Raw genomic sequence first — 15,439 nt, forward strand, 5'->3', positions numbered from 1 at the left:
TTCGCGGCGTTGCGTCGAGCGGCCGGCTGCTGAATAGCTCGAAAAAAGTCGGGCAGCACAGTTTTGAAACAGTGCTGCTCGACTTTTTGTGTGCCGCGGGGAATTGTCGACCGCGAGTAATCGGCTGCGCCGCGAACTCTACTCGTCGAGGAAGAGGTCGAGCTCGAGGTCGTTGGGCCCGTGACCGACGGAGCCGCGCTTCGACGCATCATGGGCGTAAGCCGAGAGGTCCGTGACACCTTGAGCCGCCAACACCTCGTCGTCGATGAAGAAATTGCCGGTGACCTCGCGGGGGCCGCTGGTAAGGATCACCCATGCCGCCTCGGCCATGATCTCGGGCTTGCGGCTGCGCGCCATGAGCTGTTCGCCGCCGAGGAGGTTGTTCACAGCGGCCGTTGCGATCGTCGTCCGTGGCCACAGGCTGTTCGCCGCGACTCCGGCCTCGCGCTGCTCCTCGGCCAGCCCGAGCGTGACCAGCGACATCCCGTACTTCGCCATCGTGTAACCCAGGTGTCTGCCCGCCCATGCCGGATTGAGGTTGAGCGGCGGGGAGAGCGTGAGCACATGCGCGGCGTCCGAGGCTCGGAGGTGCGGCAGGGCCGTTTTGGCCAGAAGGTAGGAGCCACGTGCGTTGATCGAGTTCATGAGATCGAACTTCTTCATCGGCAGGTCCTCGACTGGGGAGAGGTCGATAGCGCTGGCATTGTTGACGACGATGTCGATCCCCCCGAAGGCCTCAACGGTCTTCGCGACCGCCTCGGCGACGGATTCGTCGCTGCGGACGTCACCGATGATCGGCAGGGCCTTGCCGCCGGCCGCCTCGATCTGCTCGGCCGCAGTGTAGACCGTGCCCTCGAGCTTCGGATGGGGTTCCGCGGTCTTCGCCAGCAGCGCGATATTCGCCCCGTCCTGGGCTGCGCGCAGAGCGATCGCCAGTCCGATTCCACGGCTGCCGCCGCTCATGATGATCGTCCGTCCGGCCAGCGATCGGGTGGAATATCCCTCGCCGAGGTGGCTGTCAGTGGTCATCGTTCGTCTCCTTCATCCGTAGTCCGATGATCGTATCCGTGTGTTCGGTGGTCGGGTCCGTGTTCCGCGATCCGTTGATCGGGATGGATATGAGCCAGGCTAGCCTTCGGGTCACGACTTTGCCCAGGTGTCAGGTGCTTCCGGTGCCCGACAGCGAGGGTGACCGTTCCGACAGGAACGCATGAATTTTTGTCCGAAATATCGGACGAATATCTTTCTGGGCCGTTCACTGCCGTTCGCCGACAGTCCATACTGGGACTGAACCACACTTGATCGGAAAGGGCCGACCGTCATGCAGCTATTCACCGGGATCAGCGAACTCGTCGTCAATGATCTCGACCGTCTCGGCGAACTCGACGTGATCGCTGACGCCGCTCTGCTCGTCGACGCCGGTCGGGTGATCTGGTCGGGACCGTCCGCACAGGCGGACACCGCGCTCGCTGCACACGAGGACCAGACCGGCACCGCCGGCCTCAACGACGATGACATCGCCAACGGGGAAGTCACCTCGGCGAATGACCTCGGCGGACTTGAGACGATCGACCTCGGTGGGAAAGCCGTCATCCCCGGCTTCGTCGACAGCCACAACCACCTCATCTTCGCCGGCGATCGGTCCGAGGAATTCGCGGCCCGGATGGCCGGGCAGAAGTACTCGGCCGGGGGCATCGCCACTACCGTGGCCGCGACCCGAGCCGCCACCGCGACTGAGCTCGAGGCGAACCTCGTCCACCTGCTCGATCAGGCCAAGCGGCAGGGAACGACGACGTTCGAGATCAAGTCCGGTTACGGGCTGACCGTGCCCGACGAGATCCGGGCCCTCGACATCATCAATCGACACACCGAGGAATCGACCCTCATCGCCGCGCACGTCGTCCCGCCGGAGTTCAAGGACGAGCCGGAACGCTACGTCGACCTCGTCATCGACGAGATCATCCCGGCGGCCGAAGGTAAGGCGAAGTGGATCGACGTGTTCTGCGAAACCGGTGCCTTCACCGAGGTCCAGACCCGGCGGATCATCGAAGCCGGAAAGGCCGTCGGAATGAAACCGCGGCTGCACGCCAATCAGCTCACCGAGGGCGGGGCGCTCAAGCTCGGCGCGGAACTCGGTTGCGTGTCCGTCGACCACGCCACCTTCGCCTCTGATGAGGACCTCGCCGTCCTCGCCGAGGCGGGCACCGTCGTCACCCTGCTGCCGAGCATCGAATTCTCCACCCGCCAGCCCTACCCCGACGCCCGCCGCTACGTCGACGCGGGGGTGTCGCTGGCGATCGCCAGCGACTGCAATCCCGGGTCAGGGTTCTCCAACAGCATGCCGTTCGTCATCGCCATCGGCGTCCGGGACATGCACTTCACCGTCGAACAGGCGGTGTGGGCAGCTACAGCGGGCGGGGCCAACGCCCTGCAGCGCACCGATGTCGGCCACCTCGGAGTGGGGGCCCGCGCCGACCTGGCCATCCTCGACGCACCCAGCTACCGGCACCTGGCTTACCGGCCCGGTGTGCAGCTGGTCGAACGCGTCTACTCCGGCGGTGAGCTCATCGTCGACAATCGACCCCGCGACTGAACTTCATCCACGACGAACACAAGGAAAGGCTCTTCATGACCACATTCATCGATCTCGACCCCGATACGCTGACCTTCGCCGAGGTGGTCGACGTCGCCCGCAACGACGCGAAGGTCTCCCTGTCCGAAGCCACCCTGGCCCGGGTGAACAAGTACCGCGAGGCCATTGACGCCCTCGCTCAGGCGGAGAAGCCCGTCTACGGAGTCTCGACCGGATTCGGCGCGCTCGCGCAGCGCCACATCCCCGCCGAACTGCGCACCCAGCTGCAGAAGTCCCTCATCCGCTCCCACGCCGCCGGCGTCGGTAAACCCGTCGAACGCGAGGTCGTGCGCGCCCTCATGTTGCTGCGCGCCCGGACACTCGCCACCGGTCGGGCCGGCGTCCGCGCCGAAGTCCTCCAGACCTACGTCGACCTGCTCAACGCCGGTATCACTCCCGTCGTCCACGAGTACGGCTCGCTCGGCTGCTCCGGCGATCTCGCGCCCCTGTCGGCGTGTGCCCTCGTCGTCATGGGCGAAGGCGTGGCCGAAGGGCCCGACGGAGTGGCCGGGCCAGCCGTTGAGATCCTCGCTGCCGCCGGAATCACCCCGGTGACATTGGCCGAGAAGGAAGGCCTCGCGCTCGTCAACGGCACCGACGGCATGCTCGGCATGCTCATCATGGCCCTGACCGACTTGGAGAACCTGCTCACTGCCGTCGACGTTTCGGCGGCCATGAGCATCGAAGGGCTCTTCGGCACCGACGCCGTCTTCGCCCCCGAGCTCCACTACGCACTGCGCCCGCACGACGGTCAGGCCGCCTCGGCAGCGAACATGCTCGCCTCGCTCAAGGACTCGGGCATCACCGCCAGCCACCGCGACTCCACCCACCTCGTCCAGGACGCTTATTCGATGCGCTGCGCCCCGCAGGTCAACGGCGCCGCGCGTGACGCCGTCGCCTTCGCCACCCAGGTCGCCGAACGCGAACTGCGCGCCGCCATCGACAACCCCGTCGTGCTCACCAATGGAATGGTGTCATCGAACGGCAACTTCCACGGCGCACCACTGGCCCACGCGTTGGACTTCCTCGCCATCGTCGCTGCCGACGTCGCCTCGATGTCCGAACGCCGCACCGACCGGATGATGGATGTCGCCCGCAACCAGAACCTCACTCCATTCCTCGCCGATGACGCCGGCGTCGATTCGGGACTGATGATCGCCCACTACACGCAGGCGGCCATGGTCTCCGAGGCCAAGCGGGGCGCGACACCGGCCTCGGTCGACTCGATCCCGTCCTCGGCCATGCAGGAAGACCACGTGTCCATGGGGTGGTCGGCCGCACGCAAACTGCGCAAGGTCGTCGACAACCTCGCCTCCGTCGTCGGCATCGAACTCTACGCAGCTTCCCGTGCCTGCGATATGCGCGACGCCGCACCGGCACCGGTGACCGGAGCCGTGATCGCGAAGATCCGTGAGACCGTTCCCGGACCAGGCCCTGACCGGTTCCTCTCGCCCGAACTCGCCGAAACCATCGCGAAGGTCAAGGACGGAACGCTGGTCGCAACCGCCGAGTCGGTCGCACCGCTGACCCACACCGTCACCTCCGCCGCCGGAACCTGGCAGCCGGAAGACGGCGGACCGGCCGTCAACGATCCCGAGTTCACTGCGCTGGGTAACCTCGAAGCCGCCGCCGAGGCTTCGGGCACCTCAGCAGCCACCACCCACCAGGACTGACACCGGGCCGGGCCGATCACGCATATCGGTTGGCCCCGCGCCCCGCGGTCCGCGGCTCGTCCGCACCGGAGCCGACACATCACCGGACCCGACCGATTTCGAACGGAGTGAACTGTTAATGAGCGATGTCGTCTCGCTGCTGAGCCAGATCGAGGACACCGGCCGCGACACCCTCGGTCCGGGCTACCAGCGGCCCGGATTCTCGGACACCGAACGGGACCTGCGTGAGTGGTTCCTCGCCGAGGCGGCCCGCCGCGGTCTCGATACCGAGATCGACGCCAACGGCATCACTTGGGCATGGGCCACCCCGCAGGGTGCGAACGCGGTCGTTACCGGATCCCACCTCGACTCCGTGCCCGGGGGTGGTGAGTTCGACGGCCCCCTCGGCGTCGCCTCGGCGCTGGCGGCCTTCGACGTTCTCAAGGACTCCGGCGCACTCGAACAGTCCACCCGGCCCTTCGGGCTGGCTGTGTTCCCCGAGGAAGAAGGTTCACGCTTCGGCGTCGCCTGCCTCGGTTCGCGGCTGCTCACCGGTGCCATCGACGCTGACCGTGCACTCGGTCTCAAGGACGCCGCCGGTGACTCCTTCGCCGACGTCGCCCGTGGCTATGGCCTCGATCCGGATCGGATCGGGCGTGACCAGTCTCGGCTGGCCGGAATCGGTTCCTTCATCGAACTCCATGTCGAACAGGGCATCGGTCTGATCAACACCGATCAGGCCGTCGCCATCGGCTCCTCGATCATCGGCCACGGTCGCTGGCACTTCGCCTTCTCCGGCCAGGGCAACCACGCCGGTACGACGCCGATGAGCCATCGCGCCGACCCGGTGGTCGCAGCTTCCCGCGTGATCGGGGATATCCCGACCCTAGCGGCCGCCACTGACGCGAGCGCCGTGGCGACCGTGGGGCGCACTCTCATCCACCCGGGCGGGACGAACGTCATTGCCTCGTCCATGAGTTTCTGGCTCGACATCCGCCACCCTGACGACGCGGTCGTCAAGCAGGTGCTCGAGGCGATCAGCCACCGCGCCCAGGACCATGGCTCCGATTCAGGTGTCGAGGTGACGATCTCGCAGGAGTCCTACTCGCCGACGACTCACTTCACCGCCGATCTCAACTCCCGCTTGACCTCGGTGTTGCCGGACGCGCCGCTGCTGCCCTCGGGCGCCGGCCACGATGCGGGCATCCTCGCACCCCATGTGCCTTCGGCGATGCTCTACGTCCGCAACCCGACCGGCGTCTCCCACGCTCCCGAAGAGGCCTGCGAGGTCGACGACCAGAGGGCCGGAGTCGATGCGCTCGTCAAGGTGCTCGCCCGCGAACTCGGCATCGAGAACGCCCTGGTCGACGGCAATGCGGCAGGCCCGACGACAGGAGGTGCGCAATGAGCACCCGCTACTGGTGCGAATCCGCCTGGATCGACGGAGCCGTTGCTCACGGAGTCCTGCTGAGCGCCGATGACACAGGAACTCTCACCGCCGTCGAGACCGGGATCGACACCGCACCATCCGACGCCGAGGCGGTGTCCGGGTTCGTCCTGCCCGGCGGAGTCAACGCGCACTCGCACGCCTTCCACCGGATGTTGCGCGGCCGCACTCATGGTGACGGCGGCACGTTCTGGACCTGGCGCGAAGTCATGTACTCCGTCGCCGCGAAACTCGACCCGCAGGCCTACGAGACCGTGGCGCGCGCAGTGTTCGCCGAGATGCTCGCCGGCGGCTACACCTCGGTGGGCGAATTCCACTACGTCCACCACGCGCAGGACGGAACGCCGTACGGCACCGAGCGTCCCCGCGGGGACGCCGAAGCCGGCACCGAGCGTCCCCGCGGGGACGCGAGCGACGATGCCGGACACCGCGCCCACGCAATGGAACGAGCGCTGGCACGGGCGGCCGCCTCGGCGGGGATCCGCATCCGACTGCTCGACACCTGCTACCTCACCGGCGGCATCGACTCCGAACTCTCGGCCGAACAGGCCCGATTCGGCGACGGCACGATCGACGGATACATGGACCGGCATGCCGGCCTCATCGGCGCCTTTGCCGACGAATTTCCCGTTGAGACCCCAGGTGAGAGCTTCGTCCACGTGGGAGCCGCGATCCATTCGATTCGTGCGGTCCCGGCGGCAAATCTGCAGCGGTTCACCGAACTGTCCGGGCCCGTGCACGTCCACCTGTCCGAGCAGCCGGCGGAGAACGAAGCCTCCCAGGAGGCGTACGGAGCCACCCCGACCGAGGTTCTCGCGCGCTCGGGGGTCGTCGACGACCGGCTCTCGGCCGTCCACGCTACCCACCTGAGCGAGGAGGACATCGCGATCCTCGGCGGCTCCCGGTCGACGATCGTCATGTGCCCCTGCACCGAGGCGGACCTCGCCGACGGCATCGGACCAGCCCGTGAACTCGCCGATGCCGGAGCAGTGATCTCGCTGGGCTCCGATCAGCACGTCGTCCTCGATGCCCTGCGGGAGACCCAGGGACTCGAAGCCGGGGAACGGCTGCGCTCCGGTCAGCGCGGACGGTTCTCACCGGCCGAACTCATCACCGCGCTCACCGCGGGCGGGGCGCGCAGCCTCGACCTGCCCGTCGGCGGGCTCGAGGTGGGGAAGGCCTGTGACTTCGTGGCCGTGCGCAACGACAGTATTCGCACCATGGGGTCGCTGGACGAGCAGATCATCCTCACGGCCAGCGCGAGCGATGTGCATCTGACCGTCAGCGGCGGCAAGGTCCGCGTGCGCGACGGAGTGCACACCGAGCTCGGCGATATCGCCGAACTCTACGCGCAGGCTTTCGCCGCGTTGGAGATGGAGGGCTGAGTCGTGGCTGAGGTTCCCGCACTGCGGCGGGCGATCGCGATCCTGCGGCATATGGCCTCGTCGAACCGATCGATCACGGCCGGCGCCCTGGTCCGGTCGCTCGAGATCCCGCGGTCGAGTGCGTATGACATCCTCGCCGTGTTGGAGGAGCTCGGGCTCGTGGCGCGCACCGAATCCGGGTATGTGCTCGGAGCCGGCGTGCACGAGCTCGGGGCGTCCTACCTGCGGACGAACCCCTTGCAGCGGTTGGCGCAGCCGATCGTCCGGCAGCTCGCCGAGGATACTGCGACGACTGCGCAGTTGGCCGTGATCCGCGGCTGGGAGACGGAGTACGTGCTCAAGGAGCAGTCCCTGAAATCCGTCGCGGTCATCACCGCCACCGGTGTGCGCATGCCCAGCTACCTCACGGCGACCGGGCGGGCGATCCTCGCTCAGCTGCCGAAGTCCGAGGTGCTCGCGATGCTGCAGTCAGAGACCGAGTTCGTTACGCGCACGGGCAAGGGCCCGACCTCGGTGAAGGCGCTCAATGCGGTGCTCGCTCAGGAGCGACGGACCGGCACCGCGATCGAACACGGCGAAGTCACGCCCGGGATCTCGACGCTCGCGGCACCGGTGTTCGACGTGTTGGGTCGCCCGATCGCGGCCATCGGCCTCTCGTTCGTCACCGAGACCCTGCCCGAGGACACCGATCCGATCGTCGACCAGGTCAAGGCCGCCGCCGCCGAGGTGACCGCCAAGCTGCGGTGAGGGTGCTGCTCTGGCTTGCCTGAGTGCCTGAGTTCTCGCCGAGTCGACGTGACGCATGAGCGCCGGCTCAGGAACGTGGGCCCAGCACTCGTCGTTCGCGGGCGACCTCCTCGACGATCTGGTGGTCACTGCGCAGTTCCTTGATCAGTGCGATGCCGAGGACGACCACGATGACGGTGAATGGAACCGCCGAGAGCATCGCCGCCTGCTGCAGAGCCTGCAGTCCGCCGACGAGGAGCAGTACAACCGCGCAGCCTCCGGTGAGGAAGCCCCAGGTCGCGATGACCGGGCGTCGGGGAGCGAACGACCCTCGCGAGGACAGTGAGCTGAGGACGAAGGTGTTCGAGTCCGCGGAGGAGACGAAGAACAGGATGACCATGATGATCGTGAAGACCGAAGCCAGCATTGACAGCGGCAGCTGGTCGAGGAGGCTGAAGAAGGCAGTGTCGAGGTTGTCCTGAGTGGCCTCACCGATTCCTGCCCCGTCCATGTCGAATTTGATTGCCGAACCGCCCATCACGGTGAACCAGATGAAGAACACGGCGCTGGGCACGAGCAGAACTCCGGCGACGAATTCCCGGATGGTCCGGCCCTTCGAGATCTTGGCCAGGAAGATGCCGACGAAAGCGCTCCAGGAGAGCCACCAGGCCATCATGAAGTAGGTCCAGCCGAGCATCCATTCGCTGTCCTCGGCGCTGGTGGGCGTCATGAAGCTGAGCTCGATGAAGTCCCCGGCGAATGCGCCCACTGACCGGACGAACAGGTTGGAGACGAAGCCGCTGGGGCCGGTGATGAAGACGAAGAGCCCGAGCAGGGTCGCCATGGTCAGTGTGATCTGGGAGATGTACTTGATGCCGCGGCTCACTCCGGTCAGGGCGGAGCCCGTGAAGAGGAGTGTGAGCACGGTGATGACGATGATCTGCAGGATGATGGTGGAATCGACGCCGAGGACTGTGTTGAGTCCCTCGCCGATCTGTGAGGCGCCGAGGCCCAAGGACGTCGTCGTTCCGAACAACGTGGCGATGATCGTGAGGATGTCGATGAAGCTGCCGACCCACCCATCGACGAAGCGACCGAGCACGGGGCGCAGCATCGTGGACACGAGTGCCGGTCGACCCATCCGGTGAGTGGAATAGCCGATCGCCAGTCCGAAGACGCCGAAGATCGCCCAGGCCTGGAATCCCCAGTCGAGGTAGGAGAACTGCATCGCGCGAATCGCCGCGTCCATGGTCTCGGGCTCGGCCAGTCCGTGGGGTGGGACCATGAAATGCGACATGGGTTCGGCCACCCCGTAGCTGACCAGGCCGATTCCCATAACTGCCGCGAGGATCATCGCGAGCCAGGTGATGGTTCGGTATTCGGGACGGGAGTCCTGAGAGCCGAGGCGGAGGCGACCGAAGCGGCTGGCGGCGAACCACACCAGCATCGCGATCGCGGCGAACGGAACGACGAGGTAGATCCAACCGAAACCGGTGGACACCGCGGTCATCGCCCGCGTCATGATGTCAGACAGGGCAGCGGGTGCGATCGCCGCCCACACCATGAAGGCTATGACGAGGGCGACCGCGCAGACGAAGACCGTCCCGACCCGGTTGGGTTCGGACCCGGCCCCGGCGGTAGGGGGAGGGTCGTCCGACCCGCCCGAGGGGGTGGACGCAGTTGAGCGGTCGGAACCGCCGGCAGTGCTGCTGGCGGGTTCGGGGGCGGGTGAGTTCAGCATCGTCATCGTGGTCTCCGTGCTCGTGGCCGCCTCGGTGGCAGGTATGAGCGATCGTCGGTTCGGCAGGTGGGATCGGCAGATTACGCAACAGGCCCCGCGAACTGGGTCGTTCGTGGGGCCGTGCGACTGACGAGTCTATGCGCTTGTCGCCGATTCACCACATGGATGAGGTCGGAAACGGCAGAGTGTGAGTCTTCTCGCGATCGGCGAGGGCCGTGAGTGCTCAGAGATAGGGGCGGGTGATGAGCTCGAGATACATTCCCGACGGGTCGAGGAAATACACCCCGCGACCCCCGTGTTCGGTGTTCGTCTCCTGCGGGCGAGTGCGCTGTGGGTCCGCCCAGTAGTCGAGATCGCGCTGTTTCAGCAGGTCAACAGCTCGATCAAAGTGGTCTTCCGAGCAGAGGAAGGCCATGTGCACGGGCAGAATGTCGAATTCCGGCGGGGGAGTGGCGAACTGGAGCATGACTCCGCCGGAGAGCATGATGTTGGCGAACGGCCCCCATGATTGGGTGTGTTCGGCCTCGAGGATATCGACATAGAACTGCGCCGAGGCGGCTGGATCGGCTGCGGCGACGATGGTGTGGTTGAACATTGCTGACATGATGGCGTCCTTTTCGAAAGGGTTGTGGTTCGCTCATCACCCGATGAGTTGTCGAGCATGGCGAACCGAGAATTGGGAAAACGGCTTCATCATGTGGAGGGCCGCGAGCAGAACGCTCGTAGCCTCTGCGGCTCAGCTGTCGACCGGGTCACCGATCCGTGAGCGGCTGTTCGCCTGTCCGGTCATCGCAAACGAGCATACAAGCCGTGAGACCGAGGCGGAACAACTTTCGCGAGCGCAGTCTGGGGGTAAGGCACCTTCAGGGTTCGACTTACGTGCGCATTCACGCTGTCGGCCGTGCACTTGTGCTCTAGGTGACTTCTCTAAGCGGTATGGTGAGACCATGCGCATTTCCGGACTCAACTGGTGGTGGCTGCTCCTCACAGCAGCCGACTGACGCATACCCGCGGGCTGCATGGCAGCCCGCAACTTCTGTGGAATCTCTCCGTGCGACCCGTGCCAATCTGACCGCATAACAGCACAATCGGGAGATCACACATGGATTCCTATGCCGCCACCCTCGCACGGATGTCGACGCTTCGCGGCGAAGTCGAAACGCACCCGGAAACGTACCGGATGCTCACGGGCGAGCGCCCGACGGGCCCGCTTCATCTCGGCCATCTCTTCGGCTCGATCCTCGAACGAGTCAACCTTCAGAACCTAGGGGTCGAGACCTTCGTCGTTCTTGCCGACTATCAGGTGATCACGGACAGGGACACCTCGGCGAATGTGAAGAGCAACGTCCGCGAGGCGATTATGGACTACGTCGCGGCTGGTATCGACCCTGAGCGGACGACGATCTTCACTCACTCGGCAGTCCCTGCCCTCAACCAGCTCCTTCTGCCCTTCCTCAGTCTGGCCTCGGACAGCGAACTTCGGCGCAATCCAACTGTGAAGGCAGAACTGGCAGCCTCGGAACGCCCCCTGAGCGGACTGCTGCTGACCTACCCAGTTCACCAGGCTGCGGACATCCTCTTCTGCAAGGGCAATCTGGTTCCGGTAGGCAAGGACAATCTGCCGCACGTCGAAATCACCCGCACAATCGCACGTCGATTCAACGAACGATATGGCGAAGTCTTCCGCGAACCAGAAGCAATGTTGACGCACACTCCCGAACTGCCTGGACTCGACGGAAGAAAGATGTCGAAGAGCTACGGAAACGCCATCTCCTTGGGAATGAGCGCAGATGAGACAGCCGCAGTCATCCGCAAGGCTCAGACAGATTCTCAACGACAGATTACCTACGAACCGGTGTCGCGGCCGGGGGTATCTGCACTCTTGGCGACCACGGCAGTCTGCACTGGCGCCCAGCCGGAAGATGTTGCTTCGCAGGTAGGTGATTCCGGTGCCGGCGCGCTCAAGGCTTTGGCCACAGAGGCAGTGACTGAATTTCTCTCAGACCATCGTGAGCGTCGTCGGGAGCTCGAGGCGGACCCGACAGTCATTGATCGCATACTTGCAGAGGGAAATGAGCGCGCAAACGTCATCGCAGAAGAGACGCTGGCTGACGTCCGGTCTGCTATGGGTATGGCTTACTGAACCTAGTGAGGTAACTAGTCACCGCCGCTGGAGCAGGACCGCGACTTCGAGGTGCTTTGTATGCGGGAACATGTCGAAGATCCGCGCCTGGACGACCTCATAGGCGGGCATCCGCGCGAGGTCCTTCGCCAGAGACACGGGATTGCAGCTCGAGTAGACGATGTGCTCGACACCGGAGTTCTCCAACGCCGCCGACAGCCGTGCACCGATCCCTCGCCGAGGCGGATTGACGATCACGCAGTCCGGCCGTTCGACGTCGGCAGGGTCGGCCGGTTCCATTGCACCGGCAGTCGCTGTCGCGTCGACCGAACCGGTCGCATCGGCTGCGTCCGCCAGGTGAGCCTCGGCGAACTCAGTCGCGTCGCCGGCGAGGAATTGGGCATCGATTCCGAGCTCGGCGGCGCTGACCTTTGCCGACTCGATCGCCTGCTCGCTCACCTCGACCCCGGTGACCCGACGTGACGGCCCCGCACAGTGCAGCGCGAACCCGCCGACACCGCAGTAGAGATCCCACAAGTCCGAAGCGCCGACAGTCTCCACCCACTCGGCGACTTGGCCGTAGAGCCCGATGGCGACAGCGGTATTGGTCTGGAAGAAGGACTGCGGCCGCAGATGTAGGTCGACCCGATCGAGATCCATCCGCAGCGATTCGCCGCGGAGCATCTCCTCGCGACTGCCCTCGAGCACGGCCTTGTGTTCGGGCAGCAGATTCACCGACACCACGGACGCGTCCGGGACGAGCGCAAACAGCCGATCCTTCCGCGACCGCATCACGTCCAGACCGTGCTGGGTGCGCACGACGAAGCGGATCATCAGCTCACCCGACGGTGCCGCCGTGACATGGACGAACTTCAGCTCACCGCGGCGGGCAGAGACATCATAGGGCTCGAGTCCGGTGGCATCGAGGAAGTCCGCAAGCACCGGGATCACCGCACGGATCGCCGGGGCCTGAATTCCGCAGTCACGCAGATCGACGCCGTGGAACTCCTGGTCGAGGATGCCCAGGGTCACCTGTCCGGACTCCCCACCGACCGCGAGCTTCGCTCGGTTCCTGAAGTCCCGCACCCCGCCGGAAAAGGTCGGCAGCCACACTCGCGGAGCCGCCTCGGCGAGGATCTCTCGGCACCAGGTCTCCTTGTCCGTGATCTGCTGCCCATAAGGGGTCTCGATGAGGGCGCAGGAGCGGCATTCCCCGCGCTCGAAATACCCGCAGTGCAGGTGCCCATGATCCGCCGAGGCGGGGGAGAGCGGGAACGTCGTCATCCCCTCATTCTAGACGCCGATCCGCCCCGGAAAATCGTTGACCCGGACCGTCCGACAACCGTAGACTGAACGTAGCCAAATCGATTTGGCCCTGCCCTCGAAACGCGAAGGACCCCATGACTCAGCTGCGCAGCCTCCACCAGGCCCCTGCCCTCCTCGTCCCGGAGAAAGTGCTCCTGCCCGAAGGCGCGCAGGCCGGCCATGCGGTGCTCGTCGACGACGGTCGGATCCTCGCCGTCGGTCCCCTCGCCGAGGTGGCCGCCACGGCCCCATCGCTGCTGCACGACGCGAACGCCGCCGATCCGAATCCCGAGGGCGACCGGGCAGTCACCGAACCTGTCCGCATCGATCTGCCCGGACGCCTGCTCATGCCCGGGTTCATCGATGCCCACCACCACCTGACCCAGACCTTCGGCAAGTCCCTCGTCTTCGGCGAACCCTCCGAGATCTTCCAACGCGTGTGGGTGCCGATGGAGTCGAACATGGACGCCGACGCCATCGACGTCGCCACCCGGCTGGCCGCCTGGGAATCCCTGCGCGGCGGCTTCACCACCGTCACCGACGCCGGCACCCGCTCCAGCGTCGATGTCTCCGCGATCTCCGACGTCACCACCGATGTCGGACTGCGCTGCGTGCTCGGCGTCATCTGCAACGACCTGGGTGGGGGAGTGCGCACCTCGACCCTCGCCGAGGTGGTCGCCGCCGCCGAACGCCACCTGAGCCGGTGGGGCGCACAGTCCCTCGTCCACCCCTCCCTGGCTGTGTCCATTCCCGAGGTCGCCTCCGACGAAGCACTTGTGGCGATCACGCAGATGGCCCGGGACGCTGGAGTGCCCTTCCAGACCCACCTCAACGAACACATCGTCGCCGTCGAACGCTCCCTCATCTTGGGTGGTGAGCGCCCGCTCGAACGTCTCGCCCGCCTCGGGGCGCTCGGTCCAGAGCTGCTGGCCGCGCACGCCACCCTGCTGACTCCGCGCGAGATCCGGCTGCTCCGCGACTCCGGAGGCGCGATCGCGTACAACCCGGTCGCGAGTTCGTGGAAGGGCAACGCCGTGGCGCCCGCACTGCTCATGCACGAGCTGGGAATGCGCATCGGGCTCGGCACCGACGGCACCCGTTCTGATGCCTTCCGACTCCTCGACGCGGCCGAGACCGCGCAGCGCCTCACCGGCGGCATGGAGGTCATCGACTCCTCGGCCGGCGGGGGCTGGACCTGGCTCGAACAGGGTCTGCGCGGCGGCGCCGACGCTGTCGGACTCGGTGGGCAGATCGGTGAGATCTCGCCCGGTGCCCGTGCCGACCTGCTCGTCCTCAACATCGACACCCCGGAATTCGTGCCCTCCTGGGACGTGCCGTGGGAACTCGTCCGCCTGGCCAACCGCGACCAGACCGAAGCGGTCATCGTCGACGGCAAGCTGCGCCTCGAACACGGCTGGCCCGTCGACTGGGACGGCCGTGCTTTCCTCGAACGAGCGAAGGACGTCTCCCGCCGAGTCGTGGAGAACTCGCCGATCACCCGCATCGACCCGAACGCGGCCGACCATCGGGCACGGTGGATGGTCGAACACGGAGCCGCGTCGTTCAACGACCGCCCCACCTCGGTGAACGCTCCGCGCAACGGCGGGACCGCCTCGGCGAGGGGTGACCTCTGATGACGATGCTCGCCTTCGCGATCATCGCCGCGGTCGTCCTCATCTCCGCGTTCGTGCAGGGATCGACGGGGATGGGGTTCGCGATGATCCTCGCCCCGGTCGTGACGTTCATCGATCCGAGCCTCATACCGGTGATGCTGCTCGTGCTGATGATTCCGCTCAACTTCTACATCGCCGCGCGAGAACGCGAACACATCGACTGGACCGGCGTGAAATGGATCAGCGTCGGACGGTTCGCCGGCACGTTCGCGGGTCTGTGGATCCTCGTCATCGTCAACCTGCACCAGCTCGCTCTGCTCATCGGCTGGTCGACACTCATCGCCGCGGTCGTCGCGCTGCTGGCGCCGAAGTTCACGCCGAACAAGCCGGTGCTCGCGACGGTCGGGCTCGTCACCGGAGTCACGGAGACCTCGACCGGCATCGGCGGTCCGCCCTATGCACTGGCCTATCAGCACAGCCCCGGGCCGGAGCTGCGGTCGACGGTGGCCGTGTGCTTCCTCGTCGGCGAGATCATCTCGCTCATCGTGCTCGCCTTCAGCGGGCAGGTCTCCGCGGACACGATGATCACGACGGCATGGATGCTGCCGTTCCTCGCGGTCGGTTCGTTCGTCTCCCGCTACGTCCACCACCGCCTCGACGGGCCGGTGCTGCGCTATATCGTCCTCGGTTTCGCCATCGTCTCCGGCATCATCGTTATCGTCCAGGCGTGAGGGCCGGGCGCGGCAGATATGGGTCAGCATCGGATACTTTCCGGGCTGAGAAATGTCCGATTGCGACCTGGGTTCTGTCGGCCCG

The 15,439-nt window shown here is 65.9% G+C and carries 12 protein-coding genes; 8 read left to right on the plus strand and 4 right to left on the minus strand.

Going from position 1 to position 15,439, the window contains the following annotated elements; all coding sequences use genetic code 11:
- Positions 1-138: 138 nt before the first annotated feature.
- Positions 139-1,029: an SDR family oxidoreductase gene (locus tag L1F31_RS02005; RefSeq protein ID WP_062860631.1), complete on the minus strand. Its 891-nt coding sequence runs from the start codon at positions 1,027-1,029 to the stop codon at positions 139-141.
- A gap of 292 nt (positions 1,030-1,321) precedes the next feature.
- On the opposite strand from L1F31_RS02005, the gene hutI reads away from it, so the two are divergent.
- The 5 genes from hutI (at position 1,322) to L1F31_RS02030 (ending at position 7,863) form a co-directional block, all read left to right on the plus strand.
- On the plus strand, positions 1,322-2,593 hold the full coding sequence (hutI, locus tag L1F31_RS02010; protein ID WP_062860632.1) for an imidazolonepropionase: 1,272 nt from the start codon (positions 1,322-1,324) through the stop codon (positions 2,591-2,593).
- 35 nt (positions 2,594-2,628) lie between these two features.
- Positions 2,629-4,305, plus strand: a complete 1,677-nt coding sequence (hutH, locus tag L1F31_RS02015; RefSeq protein ID WP_265419034.1) for a histidine ammonia-lyase — start codon at positions 2,629-2,631, stop codon at positions 4,303-4,305.
- Positions 4,306-4,423: 118 nt separating this feature from the next.
- Positions 4,424-5,692, plus strand: coding sequence for an allantoate amidohydrolase (locus L1F31_RS02020; RefSeq protein ID WP_265419035.1), 1,269 nt, complete (start codon positions 4,424-4,426; stop codon positions 5,690-5,692).
- The gene (locus L1F31_RS02025) at positions 5,689-7,116 is read left to right on the plus strand and encodes an amidohydrolase family protein (RefSeq protein WP_265419036.1); all 1,428 of its coding nucleotides are present in this window, start codon (positions 5,689-5,691) and stop codon (positions 7,114-7,116) included. The genes L1F31_RS02020 and L1F31_RS02025 overlap by 4 nt, the downstream gene beginning before the upstream one ends.
- A gap of 3 nt (positions 7,117-7,119) precedes the next feature.
- Positions 7,120-7,863 carry an IclR family transcriptional regulator gene (locus L1F31_RS02030; protein WP_039211444.1) on the plus strand — a complete coding sequence of 248 codons (744 nt, stop codon included), beginning with the start codon at positions 7,120-7,122 and terminating at the stop codon, positions 7,861-7,863.
- A 67-nt stretch (positions 7,864-7,930) separates the two neighbouring features.
- On the opposite strand, the gene L1F31_RS02035 is transcribed toward L1F31_RS02030, so the two are convergent.
- Together L1F31_RS02035 and L1F31_RS02040 are read right to left on the minus strand one after the other, a co-directional pair.
- Positions 7,931-9,589 carry a BCCT family transporter gene (locus L1F31_RS02035; RefSeq protein WP_265419037.1) on the minus strand — a complete coding sequence of 553 codons (1,659 nt, stop codon included), beginning with the start codon at positions 9,587-9,589 and terminating at the stop codon, positions 7,931-7,933.
- 217 nt (positions 9,590-9,806) lie between these two features.
- Entirely contained in the window at positions 9,807-10,187 is a 381-nt protein-coding gene (locus L1F31_RS02040; RefSeq protein ID WP_265419038.1) for a VOC family protein, read from the minus strand.
- Positions 10,188-10,685: 498 nt separating this feature from the next.
- Here L1F31_RS02040 and trpS point away from each other — a divergent pair, with 498 nt between their 5' ends.
- On the plus strand, positions 10,686-11,726 hold the full coding sequence (gene trpS, locus L1F31_RS02045; protein ID WP_265419039.1) for a tryptophan--tRNA ligase: 1,041 nt from the start codon (positions 10,686-10,688) through the stop codon (positions 11,724-11,726).
- Between the two features lie 18 nt (positions 11,727-11,744).
- Here trpS and L1F31_RS02050 read toward each other — a convergent pair whose 3' ends face one another.
- Positions 11,745-12,989: a methyltransferase domain-containing protein gene (locus L1F31_RS02050; RefSeq protein WP_265419040.1), complete on the minus strand. Its 1,245-nt coding sequence runs from the start codon at positions 12,987-12,989 to the stop codon at positions 11,745-11,747.
- A gap of 116 nt (positions 12,990-13,105) precedes the next feature.
- On the opposite strand from L1F31_RS02050, the gene L1F31_RS02055 reads away from it, so the two are divergent.
- The gene (locus tag L1F31_RS02055) at positions 13,106-14,644 is read left to right on the plus strand and encodes an amidohydrolase family protein (protein WP_265419041.1); all 1,539 of its coding nucleotides are present in this window, start codon (positions 13,106-13,108) and stop codon (positions 14,642-14,644) included.
- Positions 14,644-15,354 carry a sulfite exporter TauE/SafE family protein gene (locus L1F31_RS02060; RefSeq protein ID WP_265419042.1) on the plus strand — a complete coding sequence of 237 codons (711 nt, stop codon included), beginning with the start codon at positions 14,644-14,646 and terminating at the stop codon, positions 15,352-15,354. Before L1F31_RS02055 ends, L1F31_RS02060 begins: the two co-directional genes overlap by 1 nt.
- The last annotated feature ends 85 nt before the right edge of the window (positions 15,355-15,439 follow it).

This window comes from Brevibacterium spongiae (genome assembly GCF_026168515.1).
GTDB lineage: Bacteria > Actinomycetota > Actinomycetes > Actinomycetales > Brevibacteriaceae > Brevibacterium > Brevibacterium spongiae.